The organism is Variovorax sp. OV084 (genome assembly GCF_900111625.1).
GTDB lineage: Bacteria > Pseudomonadota > Gammaproteobacteria > Burkholderiales > Burkholderiaceae_C > Variovorax.
This window is the reverse complement of sequence record NZ_FOII01000001.1, coordinates 440,465-459,552: the sequence shown is the minus strand read 5'-3', so window position 1 is coordinate 459,552 and position 19,088 is coordinate 440,465. Positions and strand designations below refer to the sequence as shown.

The 19,088-nt window shown below is 67.9% G+C and carries 16 protein-coding genes; 8 read left to right on the top strand and 8 right to left on the bottom strand.

Going from position 1 to position 19,088, the window contains the following annotated elements; all coding sequences use genetic code 11:
- Positions 1-68 precede the first annotated feature (68 nt).
- The 3 genes from mfd to BMW87_RS02255 are packed head-to-tail and all read left to right on the top strand — an operon-like array spanning position 69 to position 5,319.
- A complete protein-coding gene (gene mfd / locus BMW87_RS02265; RefSeq protein WP_093073851.1) occupies positions 69-3,551 on the top strand; it encodes a transcription-repair coupling factor in 3,483 nt (1,160 codons plus the stop codon).
- On the top strand, positions 3,548-4,258 hold the full coding sequence (gene serB, locus BMW87_RS02260; protein WP_093073849.1) for a phosphoserine phosphatase SerB: 711 nt from the start codon (positions 3,548-3,550) through the stop codon (positions 4,256-4,258). The genes mfd and serB overlap by 4 nt, the downstream gene beginning before the upstream one ends.
- The gene (locus tag BMW87_RS02255; protein WP_093073847.1) at positions 4,255-5,319 is read left to right on the top strand and encodes an Ldh family oxidoreductase; all 1,065 of its coding nucleotides are present in this window, start codon (positions 4,255-4,257) and stop codon (positions 5,317-5,319) included. The genes serB and BMW87_RS02255 overlap by 4 nt, the downstream gene beginning before the upstream one ends.
- 7 nt (positions 5,320-5,326) lie before the next feature.
- On the opposite strand, the gene BMW87_RS02250 is transcribed toward BMW87_RS02255, so the two are convergent.
- The gene (locus tag BMW87_RS02250; RefSeq protein WP_093056523.1) at positions 5,327-5,650 is read right to left on the bottom strand and encodes a DUF6172 family protein; all 324 of its coding nucleotides are present in this window, start codon (positions 5,648-5,650) and stop codon (positions 5,327-5,329) included.
- A gap of 123 nt (positions 5,651-5,773) precedes the next feature.
- On the opposite strand from BMW87_RS02250, the gene BMW87_RS02245 reads away from it, so the two are divergent.
- Both BMW87_RS02245 and BMW87_RS02240 read left to right on the top strand, forming a co-directional pair.
- On the top strand, positions 5,774-6,796 hold the full coding sequence (locus tag BMW87_RS02245) for a histone deacetylase family protein (RefSeq protein ID WP_093073845.1): 1,023 nt from the start codon (positions 5,774-5,776) through the stop codon (positions 6,794-6,796).
- A gap of 66 nt (positions 6,797-6,862) precedes the next feature.
- On the top strand, positions 6,863-7,090 hold the full coding sequence (locus tag BMW87_RS02240; protein WP_081267286.1) for a hypothetical protein: 228 nt from the start codon (positions 6,863-6,865) through the stop codon (positions 7,088-7,090).
- Between the two features lie 13 nt (positions 7,091-7,103).
- Here the strand turns inward: BMW87_RS02240 and BMW87_RS02235 are convergent, their stop codons facing one another.
- Positions 7,104-8,291 carry an aminotransferase-like domain-containing protein gene (locus BMW87_RS02235; protein WP_093073843.1) on the bottom strand — a complete coding sequence of 396 codons (1,188 nt, stop codon included), beginning with the start codon at positions 8,289-8,291 and terminating at the stop codon, positions 7,104-7,106.
- A 109-nt stretch (positions 8,292-8,400) separates the two neighbouring features.
- On the opposite strand from BMW87_RS02235, the gene nth reads away from it, so the two are divergent.
- Both nth and BMW87_RS02225 read left to right on the top strand, forming a co-directional pair.
- Positions 8,401-9,048: an endonuclease III gene (gene nth, locus BMW87_RS02230; RefSeq protein ID WP_093056519.1), complete on the top strand. Its 648-nt coding sequence runs from the start codon at positions 8,401-8,403 to the stop codon at positions 9,046-9,048.
- Between the two features lie 3 nt (positions 9,049-9,051).
- Positions 9,052-9,894, top strand: coding sequence for an Ivy family c-type lysozyme inhibitor (locus BMW87_RS02225; protein WP_093073841.1), 843 nt, complete (start codon positions 9,052-9,054; stop codon positions 9,892-9,894).
- 21 nt (positions 9,895-9,915) lie between these two features.
- Here BMW87_RS02225 and BMW87_RS02220 read toward each other — a convergent pair whose 3' ends face one another.
- Genes BMW87_RS02220 through BMW87_RS02205 form a run of 4 tightly spaced genes read right to left on the bottom strand, consistent with a single transcriptional unit; the run spans position 9,916 to position 13,782 of the window.
- On the bottom strand, positions 9,916-10,488 hold the full coding sequence (locus BMW87_RS02220) for a histidine phosphatase family protein (RefSeq protein WP_093073839.1): 573 nt from the start codon (positions 10,486-10,488) through the stop codon (positions 9,916-9,918).
- Positions 10,485-11,279, bottom strand: a complete 795-nt coding sequence (locus BMW87_RS02215) for an adenosylcobinamide-GDP ribazoletransferase (RefSeq protein ID WP_093073837.1) — start codon at positions 11,277-11,279, stop codon at positions 10,485-10,487. Before BMW87_RS02215 ends, BMW87_RS02220 begins: the two co-directional genes overlap by 4 nt.
- A gap of 5 nt (positions 11,280-11,284) precedes the next feature.
- Entirely contained in the window at positions 11,285-12,325 is a 1,041-nt protein-coding gene (gene cobT, locus BMW87_RS02210; RefSeq protein WP_093056515.1) for a nicotinate-nucleotide--dimethylbenzimidazole phosphoribosyltransferase, read from the bottom strand.
- The gene (locus tag BMW87_RS02205; RefSeq protein ID WP_093075149.1) at positions 12,322-13,782 is read right to left on the bottom strand and encodes a cobyric acid synthase; all 1,461 of its coding nucleotides are present in this window, start codon (positions 13,780-13,782) and stop codon (positions 12,322-12,324) included. Before BMW87_RS02205 ends, cobT begins: the two co-directional genes overlap by 4 nt.
- A gap of 175 nt (positions 13,783-13,957) precedes the next feature.
- Between BMW87_RS02205 and BMW87_RS02200 the strand changes: the two genes are divergently transcribed.
- Complete coding sequence (locus BMW87_RS02200) at positions 13,958-14,188, top strand: hypothetical protein (RefSeq protein WP_093073835.1); 231 nt, start codon at positions 13,958-13,960, stop codon at positions 14,186-14,188.
- A gap of 104 nt (positions 14,189-14,292) precedes the next feature.
- Here BMW87_RS02200 and BMW87_RS02195 read toward each other — a convergent pair whose 3' ends face one another.
- Both BMW87_RS02195 and BMW87_RS02190 read right to left on the bottom strand, forming a co-directional pair.
- Positions 14,293-15,774 carry an efflux transporter outer membrane subunit gene (locus BMW87_RS02195; protein ID WP_093073833.1) on the bottom strand — a complete coding sequence of 494 codons (1,482 nt, stop codon included), beginning with the start codon at positions 15,772-15,774 and terminating at the stop codon, positions 14,293-14,295.
- 24 nt (positions 15,775-15,798) lie between these two features.
- Positions 15,799-19,068, bottom strand: coding sequence for an efflux RND transporter permease subunit (locus BMW87_RS02190; RefSeq protein WP_093073831.1), 3,270 nt, complete (start codon positions 19,066-19,068; stop codon positions 15,799-15,801).
- Between the last annotated feature and the right edge of the window lie 20 nt (positions 19,069-19,088).

The window sequence follows — 19,088 nt, the reverse complement described above, 5'->3', positions numbered from 1 at the left end:
AGAATTGCCCGCTGTGCACACCCCTCGCCAGCCGGCGCGGGGTGTTGTGCATTTCCACCAAGCGTTCCATGGACCTCCCCCACCTCACGGCGGGCAAGCGTTTCACGCTGCCGCGCCCCCCGTTGTCGGCCGATGCCTTGCTGCTGGCGCAGCTGGCCATGCGCGAAAAAGCCGCGGGGCGCGCCACGGCGATGTTCACGGCCGATGCCAACGACGCCCAGCGCCTGATCGACGAGATCGCCTTCTTCGCGCCCGACCTGCGCTGCGCCCTGTTCCCCGACTGGGAGACGTTGCCCTACGACAGCTTCTCGCCCCACCAGGACCTGATCAGCGAGCGCCTTGCCACCCTCTGGCGCATCAGCCAGAAAGAGGCCGACGTGGTGCTGGTGCCCGCCACCACCGCGCTCTACCGGCTGGCGCCGCCGGCCTTCCTGGCCGGCTACACCTTCCAGTTCAAGGCCAAGCAGAAGCTGGAAGAGTCGAAGCTCAAGGCCCAGCTCACGCTGGCCGGCTACACCCATGTGACGCAGGTGGTGAGCCCAGGCGAATACGCGGTGCGCGGCGGCCTGATCGACCTGTTCCCCATGGGCTCGCCGGTGCCTTTCCGCGTCGACCTGTTCGACGACGAGATCGACTCCATCCGCACCTTCGACCCCGACACACAGCGCAGCCTCTACCCCGTGCCCGAAGTGCGGCTGCTGCCGGGCCGCGAGTTCCCGATGGACGACGACGCGCGCGGGCGCTTTCGCAGCCGCTGGCGCGAACTGCTCGAAGGCGACCCGACCAAGAGCCGCATCTACAAGGACATGGGCAACGGCGTGGCCACCGCCGGCATCGAGTACTACCTGCCGCTGTTCTTCGACGAGACGGCCACGGTGTTCGACTACCTCGGGCCGGATGCCACCGTGGTACTGCACGGCGATCTCGAACCGGCTTTCCAGCATTTCTGGCAGGACACGAACGAACGCTACCGGCTGGTGCGCGGCGACCCTGAGCGCCCAGCCCTGCCGCCCGAGGCGCTGTTCCTGAACGCCGAGCAGTTCTACCAGCGCGCCAAGCCCCATGCGCAGCTCGCAATTCGCGGCGATGTGCCTACGGACGCGCCCTACGCCGAGTTCGACAAACTGCCGCCCTTCGCCGTGGTGCGCGGCGCCGAAGACCCGCTGGTCGGCCTGAAGGCCCACATCCGCGCCACGCCGCATCGCGTGCTGCTGATCGCCGAGAGCGACGGCCGCCGCGAAAGCCTGCTCGACTTCCTGCGCGCCAGCGGCGTGAGCCCGCCGGCCTTCGACTCACTGGCCGAGTTCGAAGCCTCCGCCGACGAAAAAATCGGCATCGCCACCGCGGCGCTGGCCTCGGGTTTCGCCTGGCGCGAACAGGGCATCGACCTCGTCACCGAAACCGAGCTGTTCGCCACCGCGCCCACCACGCGCCGGCGCAACAAGAAGCAGGAACAGGTCAGCGACGTCGAAGCGCTCATCAAGGATCTGTCGGAGCTCAACGTGGGCGACCCGGTGGTCCACACCGCACACGGCATCGGCCGTTACCGCGGCCTGATCCACATGGACCTGGGCCAGGGCACCGACGCCGAAGGCAAGCCGCTGCTGCAGGAAATGCTGCACCTGGAATATGCCGACAAGGCCACGCTCTACGTGCCCGTGTCGCAGCTCCACCAGATCAGCCGCTACACCGGCGTCAGCGCCGACGAAGCCCCACTGCACAAGCTAGGCTCCGGCCAGTGGGAAAAGGCCAAGCGCAAGGCGGCCGAACAGGTGCGCGACTCGGCCGCCGAGCTGCTCAACATCTACGCCCGCCGCGCCGCGCGCGAGGGCCACGCCTTCCGTTACTCGCCGGCCGACTACGAAGTGTTTTCCAACGACTTCGGCTTCCAGGAAACGGCCGACCAGAAGGCCGCGATCCACGCCGTGGTGCAGGACATGATCTCGCCCCAGCCGATGGACCGCCTCGTGTGCGGTGACGTGGGCTTCGGCAAGACCGAAGTTGCGCTGCGCGCCGCCTTCATCGCTGTGACTGGTGGCAAGCAGGTGGCGTTTCTCGCGCCCACCACGCTGCTGGCCGAGCAGCACTACCAGACGCTGGTCGACCGCTTCGCCAAATGGCCGGTGAAGGTGGCCGAGATGAGCCGCTTCCGCTCGGCCAAGGAAATCACCGCCGCAGCCAAGGGGCTGGCCGAGGGCCAGGTCGACATCGTGGTCGGCACGCACAAGCTGCTCTCGCAGTCGGTCAAGTTCAAGAACCTGGGTCTGCTCATCATCGACGAGGAGCATCGCTTCGGCGTGCGCCACAAAGAGGCGATGAAGGCCATGCGCGCCGAGGTCGACGTGCTCACGCTGACGGCCACGCCGATCCCGCGCACGCTGGGCATGGCGCTCGAAGGCCTGCGCGACCTGAGCGTGATCGCCACCGCGCCGCAGCGCCGGCTGGCCATCAAGACATTCGTGCGCAACGAGGGCACCGGCGTGATCCGCGAAGCCGTGCTGCGCGAGCTCAAGCGCGGCGGGCAGGTCTACTTCCTGCACAACGAGGTCGAGACCATCGAGAACCGCCGTCAGAAGCTCGAAGAAATATTGCCCGAGGCCCGCATCGCCGTGGCCCACGGCCAGATGCCCGAGCGCGAGCTTGAGCGCGTCATGCGCGACTTCGTGGCGCAGCGCTACAACCTGCTGCTGTGCTCGACCATCATCGAGACCGGCATCGACGTGCCCACCGCCAACACCATCGTGATGAGCCGCGCCGACAAGTTCGGCCTGGCGCAGCTGCACCAGCTGCGCGGTCGCGTCGGCCGCTCGCACCACCAAGCCTATGCCTACCTCATGGTGCCCGACACCGAAGGCCTGACCAAGCATGCGGCGCAGCGGCTCGACGCCATCCAGCAGATGGAAGAGCTGGGCTCCGGCTTCTACCTGGCCATGCACGACCTGGAGATCCGCGGCACCGGCGAGGTGCTGGGCGAGAACCAGAGCGGCAACATGATGGAGATCGGCTTCCAGCTCTACAACGAGATGCTGAGCGAAGCCGTGCGCGCACTCAAGGCCGGCCAGGAGCCCGACCTGCTGTCGCCGCTGTCGGTGACGACAGAAATCAACCTGCACGCACCCGCCCTGCTGCCCGACGACTATTGCGGCGACGTGCACCTGCGGCTGTCGTTCTACAAGAAGCTGGCCACCGCGAAGACGCCCGACCAGATCGACACGCTGCTGGAAGAAATCGTCGACCGCTTCGGCAAGCTGCCGCCGCAGGCGCAGACGCTGATCGACACGCACCGCCTGCGCGTGCTGGCACGGCCCTACGGCGTGGTGAAGGTCGATGCCGCGCCGGGGATCATCAACATCACCTTCAAGAAGGACGCGCCGGTCGATGGCATGGCCATCATCCAGCTGATCCAGAAGAACAAGCACATCAAGCTCGCCGGCAACGAGAAGCTGCGCATCGAGCGCGAACTGAAAGAGCCCAAAGACCGGGCCCAGCTGGTGCGCGACGTGCTGCGCAGCCTGGGCCAACCCATCGTCAAGGAAACCGTCACCGCATGAGCGCTACAGAAATCTCCCCCGGCCTCGTCATCCAGCGCGTGAAGCCGCCGCTCAAGCTCGCCGACTTCAAGCTGATCGCGTTCGACATGGACTCGACGCTGATCAACATCGAGTGCATCGACGAGATCGCCGATGCGGTCGGCAAGAAGGCCGAGGTGGCCGCCATCACCGAAGCCACGATGCGCGGCGAGATCAAGGACTTCAAGGAGAGCCTGCGCCGCCGCGTGGCACTGCTGCAGGGCGTGCCGGTCGAGGCGTTGCAGCAGGTGTACGACGAGCGGCTGAAGCTCAACCCCGGCGCGAGCGAGCTGGTGGCGGCCTGCAAGGCGGCCGGGCTCAAGGTGCTGCTGGTGTCGGGCGGCTTCACCTTCTTCGCGAACCGCGTGAAGGACCGGCTGGACATCGACTTCGCGCGCTCCAACCTGCTCGACGAAGCCGACGGCAAGCTCACCGGCCAGGTGGTCACGCAGAGCTGGGGCGACATCTGCGACGGTGCCGAAAAGCGCCGCACGCTGCTCGAGGTAGCGTCGCTCATGGGCATCTCGCCGCAGGAAACCATCGCTGTGGGCGACGGCGCCAACGACCTGCCGATGATGGGCGAGGCCGGCCTCTCGGTTGCGTATCACGCCAAGCCGAAGGTGCGCGAGCAGGCCATGGTGGCGATTAACGAAGGCGGCCTCGACCGCGTGCTGGAGGTATTGAAATGACCGACACCACCCCGCTCTACAGCGCCGACGCGCTCAGGGACTACGCCAGCGCCCTGCTGCAGAAGGCCGGGCTCGCCGCGTCGATGGCCGACAGCGTGGCGCGCACGCTGGTCGAAGGCGACCTGCTGGGCCATGACACGCACGGCCTCGCACTGCTGGCCGGCTATGTGAAGGAAATCGAGTCGGGCGGCATGACGCGCGACGGCGCTCCCGAGGTGCTGTCGGACCGCCCCGCCGCCGTGCTGTGGGACGGCAAGCGCCTGCCCGGCCCCTGGCTCATGGACCAGGGCATGGACCTGCTGGTGCCGCGTGCGCGCGAGCTGGGCACGGCCTCGCTCGTGATCCGCCGCAGCCACCACATCGCCTGCCTTGCCGTCTACATGCTGCGCGCGCTGCAGGAAGACATGCTGATGCTGCTGGCCTGCTCCGACCCCAATGCCGCCAGCGTCGCGCCCTTCGGCGGCACGCAGGCGGTGTTCACGCCGAACCCGCTGGCCATGGGCTTTCCGCTGTCGCAGGGCGGCGTGATGGTCGACATTTCGGCCTCCATCACCACCAACGGCATGAGCAACCGCAAGCGCGCGGCCGGCGAGACCTTCGCCGAGGAATGGCTGATCGACGCCACCGGCAAGCCGTCGAACAATCCGCAGGTGCTGTTCGACCAGCCGCCAGGCACGCTGCTGCCGGTCGGTGGGCTGAGCCACGGGCACAAGGGCTACGGAATGGCGCTGCTGGTCGAGACCCTCACGGCCGGCCTCGCGGGCCATGGCCGTGCCGACCCGCCCGAGGGCTGGGGCGCGACGGTGCACATCACGCTGCACGACCTGAACGCCTTCGGCGGCAAGGACGCCTTCCTGCACCAGATGGACCATGTGGCGGCCAAGTGCCGCGACAACACGCCCATCGACCCGGCCAAGCCTGTGCGGCTGCCGGGCGAAGGCGGGTTGAAGCGTCGGGAAGCGCAGTCGAAGAACGGGGTGCGGCTGCACCCGTCGATTGCGCGCTCGCTGCACGATGCGGAGCAGCGCCACGGCCTGCGGCTGGCGCAGGCGCTGGTCTGAGCGAGGGTCAGTCTTCTGCGTCGGTGGGCGGTGCGGCTTCGCCCGCGGGGCGCGCCTTGCGCTGGCCGGGCTTGGCCAGGATCTCGACGTAGAACTGCTTGCCGGCCTCTTTCACCACGCCGTCGATGAGGCCGGTGATGGCCGACAGGTGAACGACTTCGGCGTTCTCGGCCTCGGTGCCGAACTTGCAGTCGAAGTCCCAGAAGTCCGCGCCTTCGGGCAATACGCGCCGCCGCTCGCGCTTGATGTACTTGCGGATCTCGTGCTTGATGGCTTCGAGGAGACGGTCGGGGTGCTTACCCTCGACCTGAAGCTGAAAGGTTTTTCTCATGGGTGATCGTAACCAATGTGAAAGCCACCGAATCCGGCACCGCCCGATGCCCTGGATGGGCATCGATCTTGCTCGCTACCATGGCTGCCAGGCAAATCTCGCGGCGACCACGCCGAATCACCCATGCTGACCTTTTTTCATCCGGAGCAGCTGCTGCACCATCCGCGCAGCTATCTGTCGCGTGGACAGATGCGCACCCCACAGGAAATTCCCGAGCGCGCGCTGCGGCTCGTCGCCGCCGTGCAATCGCTCGGCTTCGACCTCCAGACACCGGCCGATGCCGGCATGGCGCCATTGGCCGCCGTGCACAGCGACGACTACCTGCGCTTTCTCGAAGAAGCACATGGTGAATGGAAGCAGATGCCGCCCGACTGGGGCGACGAGGTGATGTCGAACGTCTACGTGCGCGAGCCCAATCGCCTGCGCGGCATCCTGGCGAAGGCGGCGCGCTACCTTGCGGACGGCAGTTGCCCGGTCGGAGCCGAAACCTGGCGCTCCGCGTACTGGTCGGCCCAGAGCGCGGTGGCCGGCGCGGCGGCCATCACCGACGGCGCCCGCGCGGCCTATGCGCTGTGCCGCCCTCCCGGCCACCATGCACGCGTCGATGCCGCCGGCGGCTTCTGCTACCTCAACAACGCCGCCATCGCCGCCCAGGCGCTGCGCGGGCGCTTCGGGCGTGTGGCGGTGCTCGACACCGACATGCACCACGGCCAGGGCGTGCAGGAAATCTTCTATGGCCGCAGCGACGTGATGTACGTGTCGATCCACGGTGACCCGACCAACTTCTACCCGGCAGTGGCCGGCTACGAAGACGAGCGGGGGACCGACGAGGGCGAAGGCTTCAACGTCAACTTCCCTATGCCGCACGGCGCGCCGGAAGCAGTCTTCTTCGAGCGGCTCGACGAGGCCACGGAGGCGCTGCGGCGCTTCGCGCCCGACGCGCTGGTGCTGGCCCTCGGCTTCGACATCTACAAGGACGATCCGCAGTCGCAGGTTGCGGTGACGACCGAGGGCTTCGGGCGCCTGGGCAAGGCTGTTGGCGCGCTGGGCTTGCCGACATTGATCGTCCAGGAAGGCGGCTATCACCTGGAGAGCCTGGAAGCCAATGCAAGCGCCTTCTTCGGGGGATTCGCGGATATCGCGTGATGGTCTTGGCGGCGACGGCCGCCGCGCTGTGTACAGTCGGCGCTTCGAATGGAAGCAGGTAAAGACATGGCGCGCGCAAACGACTGGGCAAGCAAGGTGATGGCATTGATCAATGGTGGCAACCCCACCGCCGCCATCGCGCAGATCAAGGTCGCGCCCTCGGTCAAGGACCTGAAGGCGCTGCAGACCATCATGACGCTCTCGAAAATGAAAGGCCGCTATCCGAACGTGGATGCGGCCATTGCGGACAACCTGGAGCTGCTTGCGGCGCCCCGGCTGCACCGCTCGCCGTGATCGGCAACGCTCTTTACAGCGCCTGACCGAGACGCTTCACGCCCTCTTCGATCTTCGCCACATCGGCCGTCGCGAAGCTCAGACGCAGCGTCGCCACATCGGGCTTCTCGGCAAAGAATGGCGCGCCGGGCACGAAGGCCACGAGCTTCTCGATCGCTCGCTTCGCCAGTTCGTTCGCATCCGCCAGCTTGCCGTTGGCGCCCGTGAGGCGCGCCCAGAAAAACAGGCCGCCGTTGGGCTGCGTGAAGCTCACCGCATCGCCCAGCTCGCGCTTCAGCGCCGCGCCCATGGCTTGCGCGCGCTGGCCGTACACCTCGCGCACATGCGCCAGCGTGGCGGGCATGCGGCCGCTCTTGAGGTACTGGGCGGCAGTGGCCTGCGAGAAGGTGCTCGTGTGCGCGTCGCTGAACTGCTTGCACATCGTTGCCTTGGCCAGCAGCTCGGGCGGAGCAATCATCCAGCCGATGCGCAGGCCGGGGCTCAGCACCTTGCTCAGGCTGCCGCAGTGGGCCAGCAGTTCGCGGCTGCCCGGCACTTCCTTGCTCAGCGCAAGGATCGACGGCGGCGGGGCTTCGCCGAAGTAGAGGTCGCCGTAGGGGTCGTCCTCGACGATCAGCGTCTGGTACTTCACGGCCAGTTCGAGCACCTTCTTGCGGCGCTCCAGCGTCAGCATCGCGCCGCTGGGGTTGCCGAAGGTAGGGATCAGATAGACGAACTTGGGCTTGTGCTCGGCGATGAGCTTCTCCAACTCGTCGGTCTTCACGCCGTTGGCGTCGATGGGCGCGCTGATGAGCTGCGCGCCATAAAGGCGGAAGCACTGGATGGTCGCCAGGAAGGTCGGGCCCTCGACGATCACCTTGTCGCCGGGCGAGATCATGGTCTTGCCCAGCAGGTCCAGCGCCTGCTGGCTGCCGGTGGTGACGATCAGGCCACTCGGGTCGACGTCGACGCCCTTGGTCTTCATGAAGGCGCTGAGCTGGGTGCGCAGCGGCTCGTAGCCTTCGGTGGCGCCGTATTGCAGCGCGCCGCCGGGCTCTTCGGTGAGCGCCTTCTGGCTCGCCTCCTTGAGCCCCTCGACGTCGAACATGGCGCTGTCGGGGAAGCCGCCCGCGAAGCTGATGATGCCGGGCTTGCCCAGCAGCTTGAAGAGTTCGCGGATGGCGGATGTCTCGACGTTGTCGAGGCGGGAGGCGAATTGCATGGTCAGTCTCACTTTCTGGGTGACATTGTCACCAAAGCTCGGGCAATAAAGCTGCGTAAGGCTATCGCCTTTCAACGATATATTGCGCGAGCCGCTCTCACGAAGCCCAATGAAAAAAGACAACATCCCCCTCTTCTTCGCCACCCTGCAGGCGGCCAACCCCACACCCGAGACCGAGCTCGAATACGACAGCCCCTTCGAGCTGCTGGCAGCCGTACTGCTGTCGGCGCAGGCCACCGACGTGGGCGTGAACAAGGCCACGCGCAAACTGTTTCCGGTGGCGAACACGCCGCAGGCCATCCTCGACCTGGGCGTCGAGGGGCTGGAGGAGTACATCAAGACCATCGGCCTGTACCGCAGCAAGGCCAAGCACCTGATCGAGGCCTGCCGCATGCTGGTGGAGCTGCACGGCGGCGAGGTGCCGCGCACCCGTGCCGAGCTGGAGGCGCTGCCCGGCGTCGGCCGCAAGACTGCGAACGTGGTGCTCAACGTGGCCTTCGGCGAGGCGACGATCGCGGTCGACACGCATATCTTTCGCGTGGGCAACCGCACCGGGCTCGCGCCCGGCAAGACGCCGCTCGAAGTGGAGCTCAAGCTCGAGAAGCGCGTTCCGCCGGAATACCGGCTGCATGCGCACCACTGGCTGATCCTGCATGGCCGCTACATCTGCGTGGCGCGCAAGCCGCGGTGCTGGGAATGTGCGGTGGCCACCTTCTGCGCCTATAAACCAAAGACGCCCTCCCCGAAAACGGCCTGAAGAATGACGACACGAAAGAACGACACCCGGACGCTGCTGGCTACCGCGCTGCTGGCAGCCCTCCTCCCGGCCGCGGCCTGGTCGCAGCAGCCGGCCGCGGGCCTGCCGCCCGACGCCATGACGCTCTACGGCGGCCGCTGGTCGACGAACTGCGCCGACGCCTCGGCGCCGACGCTGCAGGTGCTCCAGGACAAGCTGATCGCCGAGAGCGGCAAGCGCCGCGTGGTCACCCGCGAGCCGCAGACAGCCCACAGCTTCTTCGGCAACAGCCCGCCACCGGCAGGTTTCGACGTGGCGCTGATGAGCGACGCGGGCAAGGCCGGCTCGATGACATTCCTCGTCTACCGCACAGCGCGCGGCCAGTACATCACGCTGGACGCCGACAAGCCGGTCGCCGGCCAGCTGGGCCCCGAGTTGATGAAGCAACGCTACTGGCGCTGCGAAGGCGCCGCGCGGGCCGAGCCCCCGCCCACCGAGCCCAAGGCCAAGGTGCCTCCCCCGCCCACGGGCAGCCCGGCGGCGCTGGCGCAGGGCCCGGCGATGCAGAAGGCCTGGCGCGCCGCCCTGGGCGCGCGCGAGAACGACCGCTGGCTGGTGCGCCGCGAAGGCCCGGCACCCGAGCCGCAATGGGTGACGGTCGAGGGCACGCGCTACCTGCTGCACGCCTTCTGCAAGCCGCACGACTGCTTCGACAACAACGCGATCGCGCTCTACGACCAGGGCTCCGGCCGCATCTACGGCTTGGTGCAGCGCAACGGCAGCAACCGCCTCGTAGGCTCGCCGCCGGCGGCGCTCGCGCCTCAGCTCGAAAAGCTCTGGCGCGAACAGTGGCGGCAGAAGAACTGAGCTGACTGGCCGGGGAGCCTGTCAGATGACGGGTGAATTGTCGAAAGTCAGCCAGCTGCCGAACGCAATCTCGCCGGCAGGCCAATCGGCAGCAGCTGCAGGACAGCGCACACCCCGGTGCAGCAGCGTCATCGCGCGCAGCACGCCAGCGTGGGTGACCCACAGCGCGTCGCCCTTGCCCGCCAGCCATTCATCGTGCGCGGCCGCCACGCGCTGCATGAAGGCACGCACGCTTTCGCCATGACCGCCCGCAGGCGCGTCGGCGAAGTTGCCGGTCCAGGCTTCGAAGTCTTCGCGCGGAATGGCGGACCACGGCCGCCCTTCCCAGCCGCCGAAGTTCATTTCGGCGAGCCGGGCGTCGTGCTGTACCCGGAGATCGGGCCGCAATGCAGCGATGGCATCGGCCAGCCCGGCGCAGCGCCGCAGCGGCGAGCTGATCAACCTGATGTCCGCAGGCAGCAAGGGCGCGATGCGCTGCGCGGCTTCGAGCGTCGCGTCCGCATGGGCTTCGAGGTCCGTGGCACCGTAGCAAAGGCCGGGCTCGGCCACCACGGGCGCATGGCGCTGGAGCCAGAGCTTTCGGCGTGTGCTCATGCACGCCACGCCAGCGCGAGGTAGATCACCAGCTCGCAGACCTGCTGCGTCGCGCCCAGGCCATCGCCGGTGAAGCCTTGTAGCCGCCGAAGAAACAGCCTCGCCATCCAGCCCGCGGCCAGAACGGCCGCAAGCACGGCCGCCCCGACGTGCACGGCGTCGTTCGCACACAGCAGCAGCGCCACCGCCGGAACCGTCCACACCAGCGCAATCACCAGCGCTCCGCCGCTGATCGCATCCGCCAGCGGCTTGGCCTTGCTCGCCCCGCTGTCGCCCACATAAGGCAGCCAGCGGATCAGGAACAGCGGCATCAGTCGCGACAGCACGTGCGCGCCGACGATGGCAACGGCCACGGTCTGCAGGCCACGCCCGGCCAGCACGGCGAGCAGCGCGCACTTCAGGCCCAGCGCCAGCACCAGTGCAATCGCACCGAAGGCGCCGATGCGTGAGTCCTTCATGATTTCCAGCGCCCGGTCCCGGTCGGCCGAACCGCCCAAGCCATCGGCCACGTCGGCCAGTCCGTCTTCATGGAAGGCGCCAGTCAGCATCACGGTGGCGACGGTGCTCAGCAAAGCCGCTGCCAGCGCGCCCGCGACGCCGGGCAGCCCCATGCCGACACCCGTGAACACCAGCGCCGCCACCCCACCCACCAGCCATCCGATGCCGGGCAGATGGGCCGCGCTCGCTCGCAGCATCTGAGGGCTGAAGCCGACCCATGCGGCCAGCGGCCCCGTCACCGGCACGCGCGTGAAGAACTGCAGCGCGAGCAGGAAGTGGCGAACGCCGTTCATCCGCTTCAGGCGTCCTTGCGCGACACGCCAGCCGACTCGAAGCTCGCCATCTCGCGCAGGATGCGGCAGGCCGATTCGAGCAGCGGCCAGGCCAACGCACCGCCCGAGCCCTCGCCCAGGCGCAGTTCGAGGTTCAGCAGCGGGTCCAGCCCCAGCCGCTCCAGCAGCAGCAGATGCCCGGGCTCGGCCGAGCAGTGCGCGGCCACGCAGCGCTGCACCACGCAGGGCTGCAGCGCCTGTGCCACCAGCACCGCCGCGCTGGCAATGAAGCCGTCGACCACGATCACGCGCCGCTCCTCGGCCGCCTGAAGCACCGCGCCGACCAGCGTGGCGATCTCGAAACCGCCAAAGGCCGCCAGTGCGTCCAGCGGCGCCGTCGCACCCGCGTGCAACGCAAGCACCTGCCGCAGCACCTCGCGCTTGCGCGCCAGCCCAGCCGCGTCCAGGCCCGTGCCGACGCCGATGCAGACGTCGATGCCCAGCCCGCCCAGCCGCGACAGCAGCAGCGCGGCAGACGAGCTGTTGCCGATGCCCATCTCACCAAGCAGCAGCGCATTGCCCGGCAGCGCACGCACCACTTCGCGCCCGTTGACGATGGCCTGTGCACACTGGGCTGCCGTCATGGCCGGGCCCGTGGAGGCGTCGGCCGTGCCCTCGGCGATCCGGCGCGACACCAGTCCCGGGCGGGGCTGGAAGTCGCGCCGCACGCCGCAATCGACCACCGTCAGCGCCAACCCGTGCTGGCGCGCGAGCACGCTCACGGCGGCGCCGCCGGCAAGGAAGTTCTCGACCATCTGCCAGGTCACGTCGCCAGGAAACGCCGAGACGCCGCGCGCCGCCAGCCCGTGGTCGCCCGCGCAGACCAGCATCTGCGGGGCTTCGAGCACCGGGTTCTCAGTGCCCAGGATGCTGCCGATGCGCAAGGCCAGCGCTTCGAGCCGGCCCAACGCACCGAGCGGCTTGGTCTTGTTGTCGATTGCGCTGTGCAGGCGGGCGGCAAGCGGGGCGTCGGTGATGTCGGAAATGGTGGGGATGGTCTCGGTCATGCAATCAGTCCGGCGAGCACGCCGGCGTCGAAGTGGGTGTCGATGAAGTCGGCCAGGCCGTCGAAGGTGGCGTCCAGCGTGGGCACGGAGGCACCGAACAATGCATGCAGCGTGCCGGGGTCTTCGAACAGGCCGTGAAGGTAAATGCCGAGCACGTTGCCGCGCGCGTTCTGCCAGGCCAGCCCGTCAGGCATCACCGCGTGGCCGTCCTGCGCCATCTGCGGGTGTGCGGCGGTCTGGCCGTGATGAATTTCGTAGCCGACAACGGGCACGCCCGACAGCGGGCCCCAAGTGCCGGTCAGCTCGCCGAAGGTCGCGGCGCGATGCCGCACCGTCTTCTCGCGCGCGAACACGGTCACCAGCGGCAGCAGGCCGAGGCCCGGCGCGTTGCCGTCGATGCCGTGCGGATCGACCAGCGCCTCGCCCAGCATCTGCAGCCCGCCGCAGATGCCCAGCACCGCGCCGCCGCGTTCGGCGTGGGCGGCCACGGCGCGGTCCAGCCCCTGCGCGCGCAGCCAGGCCAGGTCGCCGCTGGTGTGCTTGGAGCCGGGCAGCACGATCCAGTCGGCGCCAGCCACGTCGGCCGGCGTGCGGGCCCAGACCAGCCGCACGCCCGGTACGTTCTTCAGCGCCTGGAATTCGTCGAGGTTGCTGATGCGCGGGTACGCCACCACCGCCACGGTGCGGGTGACGGTGCCGCTGGCGCGGCTGCGGTCGTCGAACACGCCGTCTTCCTCGGGCAGGCCGTGCTGCCACCACATCGGCAGCGTGGCCACGGTGGGCACGCCAGTCAGTTCCTGCAGTTGCTGCGGCGCGGGCGCGAGCAGCGAGGCATCGCCGCGGAACTTGTTGAGCACGAAGCCGCGCAGCAGCGCCCGGTCGGCCTCGGGCAGCAGCGCCCAGGTGCCGTACAGGTGGGCGAAGGCGCCGCCGCGGTCGATGTCGGTCGCCAGCAGGCAGCGCGCGCCAGCATGCCGGGCGATGCGCATGTTGACGATGTCGCTGGCCATCAGGTTGATCTCGGCCGGCGAGCCAGCGCCTTCGATCACGACCACGTCGTTGTCGCCGCGCAGTTCGTCTAGCGCCTGCGCAATCTGCGGCCAGACGCGCTCGCTGCGGCCACGCCAGGGCAAGGCCGAGAGTTCTTCGCTCACCTGCCCCATCAGCACCACCTGGCTATGGGTATCGCGCTCGGGCTTGAGCAGCAGCGGGTTCATGCGCACGTCGGGCAGCGCATTTGCGGCCAGGGCCTGGAAATACTGGGCGCTGCCGATCTCGCCGCCATCGACCACGCGGGCGTTGTTGCTCATGTTCTGCGCCTTGAAGGGCGCCACTTTCAGGCCTTGCCGCGCATACCAGCGGCACAGCGCCGTGGCCAGCCAGCTCTTGCCGGCTCCGCTGGTGGTGCCCAGAACCATGACGCACCGCGCCGGCCCGCTTTTCGCCTTTGAACTCATCGGCGGATTGTCGTTGAGCACCGCGCCGGCCCGAAAAAGACCGAGCGAGACAGAACCAAGCCGACGAAATGAGACATTTTTCACACCCAAGGCGTTGCAAACGCATCCGGTGAATCCAACAGTCCCTTTCTTGCGTACACCCGGCATCACACACCGCACTGCACCCCAGGGACCCATGCCAGCCTTGAACGATTTGGCGCTCACCGTCGAGGAACGCGAACCGGGCCAGTTCTTCTGGACCCTGCTCGAAGCCCGCCATGGCGACGAAGCCTCCGAGACCCTCGACTACCGGGTCTACCGGACGGCGGCCAGGCCGCAGGCCAGCTATTCCAGCGCCCTGGCCATGGGCGCGGCGGAGCTGCAAAAAATAAGCGCCGCCGCGAACCTCGCCGGCAAAGCCGGCTAAGCCCACGACGGCGCAAAGACCGCCTTGCGGCGTTCAGGCTGTCAATTTCAATCCTGGGTCGTCTGGGTCGTCTGGGTCGTCTGGGTCGTCTGGGTCGTCACTTTTCAGCGCGTGGCTATCTTGGTCTGTGCGCCGGCCGCAGCAACGGGCGCCGGAGCTTCCCATCCGCCGCCAATGGCGCGAATCAGCCCCACGGCCGCCTGGTACTGGGCCGACTTCACCTGCAGCGCCTGCCGCCGGTTGCGCAGTTCGCTGCGGCGTGCGTCCAGCAGGTCGAGCTGGCTGATGTAGCCATTGCGATAGCGCGTGTCCGACAGGCTGGTAGCGCGCTGGGCCGAGGTCACGGCCTGCGCCTGCACCACCGATTGCTCCTGCAGGATGCGTATGGCAGCCAGCTGGTCTTCGACCTCCTGGAACGCCACCAACACCTGCGTGCGATAGCTCGCGAGCGCGCCGTCGAGCTGGGCATTGGCGCCCTGCACGCCGGCCTCGCGGCGGCCGCCGTCGAAGATCGGCAGCGACAGCAGCGCGCCCACGCCCCACGAACGCGCCGACCACTTGAAGAGGTCGCCGACTTCGGGCGAGGCATAGCCGGCGGCGCCGGTCAGAGAAATGTCCGGGAACCACGCGGCCTGTGCCACGCCGACACGGGCCTGCGCGGCGAGCACCGCGTTCTGCGCCGCCGACACGTCGGGCCGGCGCGTGAGCACCGTGGCCGGCACGCCCGGTGGGATCGACGGCAAGGCGGTCGACCACTCGTCGGTGCGCAGGCCGAAGCTCGAAGCCGAGTCGCCCACCAGCACTGCCAGCGCATGCTCCACCTGGGCGCGCTGGCGGTCGAGTGCGAGCGCGTCCGACTCGGTCGACGACACCTCGGTCTGCACGCGCGCCACGTCGAGCTCGGCGATGTCGCCGGCTTGTTCACGTCGCTGCGACAGGCGCAGCGTGTCGCGGTAGGCCTCGACCTGTTCGCGCACCAGCGCGCGTTCGGCATCGAGCGCGCGCAGCTGCAGGTAGGTCTGCGCCACTTCGGCCTGTACCGCGAGCCGGGTGCTTTGCAGCAGCGCCTCGCGGCCGGTCGCGTCGAGCTTGGCCGCATTGCTGGCGCCCGAGAGGCGGCCGAACAGGTCGACTTCGTACGAGAACGTGGCACCGATGTTGGTCATCGTGGCCGGCGTGGTGCTGGCCGTGGCCTTGTCCAGGCCGGCGCCGCGGTTGGCGCCGGCGCTCAGGCCGATCTGCGGCAGGCGGTCGGCGTTGGCGCTGCGCGCCAGCGCGCGAGCCTCGGCCAGCCGCGCGGCTGCGGCCTGGATGTTGTTGTTGCTGACGTCGGCCTTCTCGACCAGCGCATTCAGCGTCGGGTCATTGAACGCCAGCCACCAGGCGCCGCGTGCCTGTGCCTCGGAAGGCACGGCGCGCGTGAAGCCGGCGGGAGGCGTCGGGCCTTGCTCCTTGAACTGCGCCGTGGTCGTGATCTCGGGCAGGCCCGAAGGCACGGTGGCACAGCCGGCCAGCACCAGGGCGGCCATCAGCGGCAGCAAGGCGGTACGAAGAGGCTTCACCAGCGGTTGAACTGAGAATTTCATGATGAGCTTTCTCTTTGTTATTGATCAGTCGTCATGCGAGGGACGCGGCGATGCAGGCACAGGGTGCAGCCCACCACCGCCCGAGCCACCGTGCGACGGCGCAGCCGGATGCTCGGCCGACACGAAGTCGTCGCCATGCGGCACTTCGCCATGCAGCTTGAGCGGCCGGTTGCCCGCGAGGCGGCGCAGCAGCACGTAGAACACCGGCGTCAGGAACAGGCCGAAGGCCGTCACGCCGATCATCCCGGCGAACACCGCCACGCCCATGGCCTTGCGCATCTCCGAGCCCGCGCCGGTCGACAGCACGAGGGGCAGCACGCCCATCACGAAGGCCAGCGAGGTCATCAGAATCGGGCGCAGGCGCAGGCGGCTGGCTTCGATGGCGGCTTGTATCGGTGTGCGGCCGGCGAATTCGAGCTCCCGTGCGAACTCCACGATAAGAATCGCGTTCTTCGCACTCAGCCCCACCAGCACGATCAGCCCGATCTGCGTGAAGACGTTGTTGTCACCCCCCGATATCCATACGCCCGCCATCGCGGCCATGATGCCCATGGGCACGATCAGGATGATCGCGATCGGCAGCGTCAGGCTTTCGTACTGAGCGGCCAGCACCAGGAACACCAGCAAGATGGCCAGCGGGAACACCAGGAAGGCGGAGTTGCCGGCCAGGATTTCCTGGTACGTCAGCTCGGTCCACTCGAAGCTCACGCCCTTGGGCAGCGTCTCGGCCGCAATCTTGGTGATCGCGTCCTGCGCCTGGCCCGACGAATAGCCCGGTGCCGGGCCGCCGTTGATGTCGGCGGCCAGGTAGCCGTTGTAGCGCATGGCGCGTTCAGGGCCGAAGGTCGAATTCACCTTCATCAGCGCAGCCAGCGGCACCATCTCGCCCGTGGTCGAGCGCACCTTCAGCAGGCCCACGTCTTCGGCACGGGCGCGGTAAGGCGCATCGGCCTGCACTCGCACGCTGTACGTGCGGCCGAACTTGTTGAAGTCGTTCGCATACAGGCTGCCGAGGTAGATCTGCATGGTGTCGAAGATGTCCGTCACCGGCACGCCAAGCTGGCGCGCCTTGGTGCGGTCGATGTCGGCGTACAGCTGCGGCACGTTGACCTGCCAGCTCGTGAACATGCCGGCCAGTTCGGGCGCCTGCTGTGCCTTGGCCATGAAGGCCTTCACTGCCGCGTCCATCTGGTCGTAGCCCACCGAGGCACGGTCTTCCAGCTGCAGCTTGAAGCCGCCCGTGGTGCCCAGGCCCGCCACCGGCGGCGGCGGGAACATCACGATGAAGGCGTCCTGGATGCCCGCGAAGGCACCGTTGAGCTGGCCGGCCACCGCGCCGCCGCTCTGGTCGGGGCGCTTGCGTTGGTCGAAGGGCTTGAGCGTTGCGAACACGATGCCCGAGTTCGAGCTGTTGGTGAAGCCGTTGATCGACAGGCCCGGGAAGGCGATGGCGTCTTCCACGTTCGGGTTCTTCTTCATGATGTCGCCCATGCGGGTGATCACCTCTTCCGTGCGGTCGAGCGTGGCGCCATCGGGCAGTTGGGCAAAACCGATCAGGTACTGCTTGTCCTGCGCCGGCACGAAGCCGCCGGGCACCGCCTTGAAGAGGCCGAAGGTCACGGCGACGAGCGCGACGTAGATCGCCAGCATCAGCGCCTTGCGCGAGATCACGCGCTTCACGCCGCCGCTGTAGGCCTCGGAGCCGCGATGGAACAGCTTGTTGAAGCCGCGGAACAGCCAGCCGAAGGCCTTGTCCATGCCGCGCGTCAGCGCGTCCTTGGGAGCATCGTGGCCGCGCAGCAGCAAGGCGGCGAGCGCGGGCGACAGCGTGAGCGAGTTGATCGCCGAGATCACCGTCGAGATCGCAATCGTCACCGCGAACTGGCGGTAGAACTGGCCCGTGAGACCGCTGATGAAGGCCAGCGGCACGAACACGGCCACCAGCACCAGCGCGATCGCGATGATGGGGCCCGACACTTCGCGCATCGCACGGTAGGTTGCTTCACGCGGCGTGAGCCCCGCCTCGATGTTGCGCTCGACGTTCTCCACCACCACGATGGCGTCGTCCACCACGATGCCGATGGCCAGCACCAGCCCGAACAGGCTCAGCGCGTTGATCGAGAAACCGAGGACGTGCAGCACCGCGAAGGTACCGATCACCGACACCGGCACGGCCAGCAGCGGAATGATGGAAGCGCGCCACGTCTGCAGGAACAGGATCACGACCAGCACCACCAGCATGATGGCTTCGAGCAGCGTGTGGATCACCGATTCGATCGATGCGCGCACGAACTGCGTCGGGTCATAAGCGATGCGGTATTCCAGGCCCTCGGGCATGTTCTTGTTGAGCTCGGCCATCGTCTTGCGCACGTTCGACGAGATGTCGAGCGCGTTGGAGCCCGGTGCCTGGAACACACCCATGCCGACGGCCGGGTCGTTGTTCAGCAGCGAACGCAGCGAGTAGTCGGCGGCGCCCATTTCGAGGCGGCCGATGTCGCGCAGGCGGGTCACGGCGCCATCGGTGCCGCTCTTGACGATGATGTCGCCGAATTCTTCTTCGCTCTGCAGGCGCCCTTGCGCATTGATCGACAGCTGCATGTCCACGCCCGACAGGCCCGGCGAAGCGCCGACCACGCCGGCCGCGGCCTGCACGTTCTGGCCACGGATGGCAGCCACCACGTCGCTGGCCGAGAGGCCGCGCTGCGCGACCTTCTGCGGGTCGAGCCACACGCGCATCGAGTAGTCGCCGCCGCCGAAGATCTGGACCTGGCCCACGCCTTCGATGCGCGCCAGCGGATCCTTCACGTTCAGCACCGCGTAGTTGCGCAGGTAGTTGATGTCGTAGCGGTTGTTCGGCGAGACGAGGTGGACCACCATCGTCAGGTCAGGCGCGCTCTTGACGGTCGTGATGCCGAGCCGGCGCACTTCCTCGGGCAGGCGCGGCTCGGCTTGCGAGACGCGGTTCTGCACGAGCTGCTGTGCCTTGTCGGGATCGGTGCCGAGGCGGAACGTGACGGTGAGCGTCAGCACGCCGTCGGTGGTTGCCTGGCTGCCCATGTAGAGCATGCCCTCGACGCCGTTGATCTGCTCTTCGATCGGTGTGGCGACGGTTTCGGCGATCACCTTGGGGTTGGCGCCGGGGTACGTGGCGCGCACCACCACCGAGGGAGGCGCGACTTCCGGGTACTCCGAGATCGGCAACCCGCGCAGCGCGATCAGGCCGGCTATCAGCATCAATAGCGACAGCACGCCGGCAAAGATCGGCCGGTCGATGAAGAATTTTGAGAGATTCATGATGGTTCTCCGGTGGGCGC

Coding starts and splice junctions, on each gene's coding strand:
- cobT (WP_093056515.1), bottom strand. CDS start 12,325: ATGACCGAGACCATCCCCACCATTTCCGACATCACCGACGCCCCGCTT.
- BMW87_RS02225 (WP_093073841.1), top strand. CDS start 9,052: ATGACGACACGAAAGAACGACACCCGGACGCTGCTGGCTACCGCGCTG.
- BMW87_RS02235 (WP_093073843.1), bottom strand. CDS start 8,291: ATGCAATTCGCCTCCCGCCTCGACAACGTCGAGACATCCGCCATCCGC.
- BMW87_RS02200 (WP_093073835.1), top strand. CDS start 13,958: ATGCCAGCCTTGAACGATTTGGCGCTCACCGTCGAGGAACGCGAACCG.
- BMW87_RS02250 (WP_093056523.1), bottom strand. CDS start 5,650: ATGAGAAAAACCTTTCAGCTTCAGGTCGAGGGTAAGCACCCCGACCGT.
- serB (WP_093073849.1), top strand. CDS start 3,548: ATGAGCGCTACAGAAATCTCCCCCGGCCTCGTCATCCAGCGCGTGAAG.
- nth (WP_093056519.1), top strand. CDS start 8,401: ATGAAAAAAGACAACATCCCCCTCTTCTTCGCCACCCTGCAGGCGGCC.
- BMW87_RS02245 (WP_093073845.1), top strand. CDS start 5,774: ATGCTGACCTTTTTTCATCCGGAGCAGCTGCTGCACCATCCGCGCAGC.
- BMW87_RS02195 (WP_093073833.1), bottom strand. CDS start 15,774: ATGAAATTCTCAGTTCAACCGCTGGTGAAGCCTCTTCGTACCGCCTTG.
- mfd (WP_093073851.1), top strand. CDS start 69: ATGGACCTCCCCCACCTCACGGCGGGCAAGCGTTTCACGCTGCCGCGC.
- BMW87_RS02215 (WP_093073837.1), bottom strand. CDS start 11,279: ATGAACGGCGTTCGCCACTTCCTGCTCGCGCTGCAGTTCTTCACGCGC.
- BMW87_RS02205 (WP_093075149.1), bottom strand. CDS start 13,782: ATGAGTTCAAAGGCGAAAAGCGGGCCGGCGCGGTGCGTCATGGTTCTG.
- BMW87_RS02255 (WP_093073847.1), top strand. CDS start 4,255: ATGACCGACACCACCCCGCTCTACAGCGCCGACGCGCTCAGGGACTAC.
- BMW87_RS02240 (WP_081267286.1), top strand. CDS start 6,863: ATGGCGCGCGCAAACGACTGGGCAAGCAAGGTGATGGCATTGATCAAT.
- BMW87_RS02190 (WP_093073831.1), bottom strand. CDS start 19,068: ATGAATCTCTCAAAATTCTTCATCGACCGGCCGATCTTTGCCGGCGTG.
- BMW87_RS02220 (WP_093073839.1), bottom strand. CDS start 10,488: ATGAGCACACGCCGAAAGCTCTGGCTCCAGCGCCATGCGCCCGTGGTG.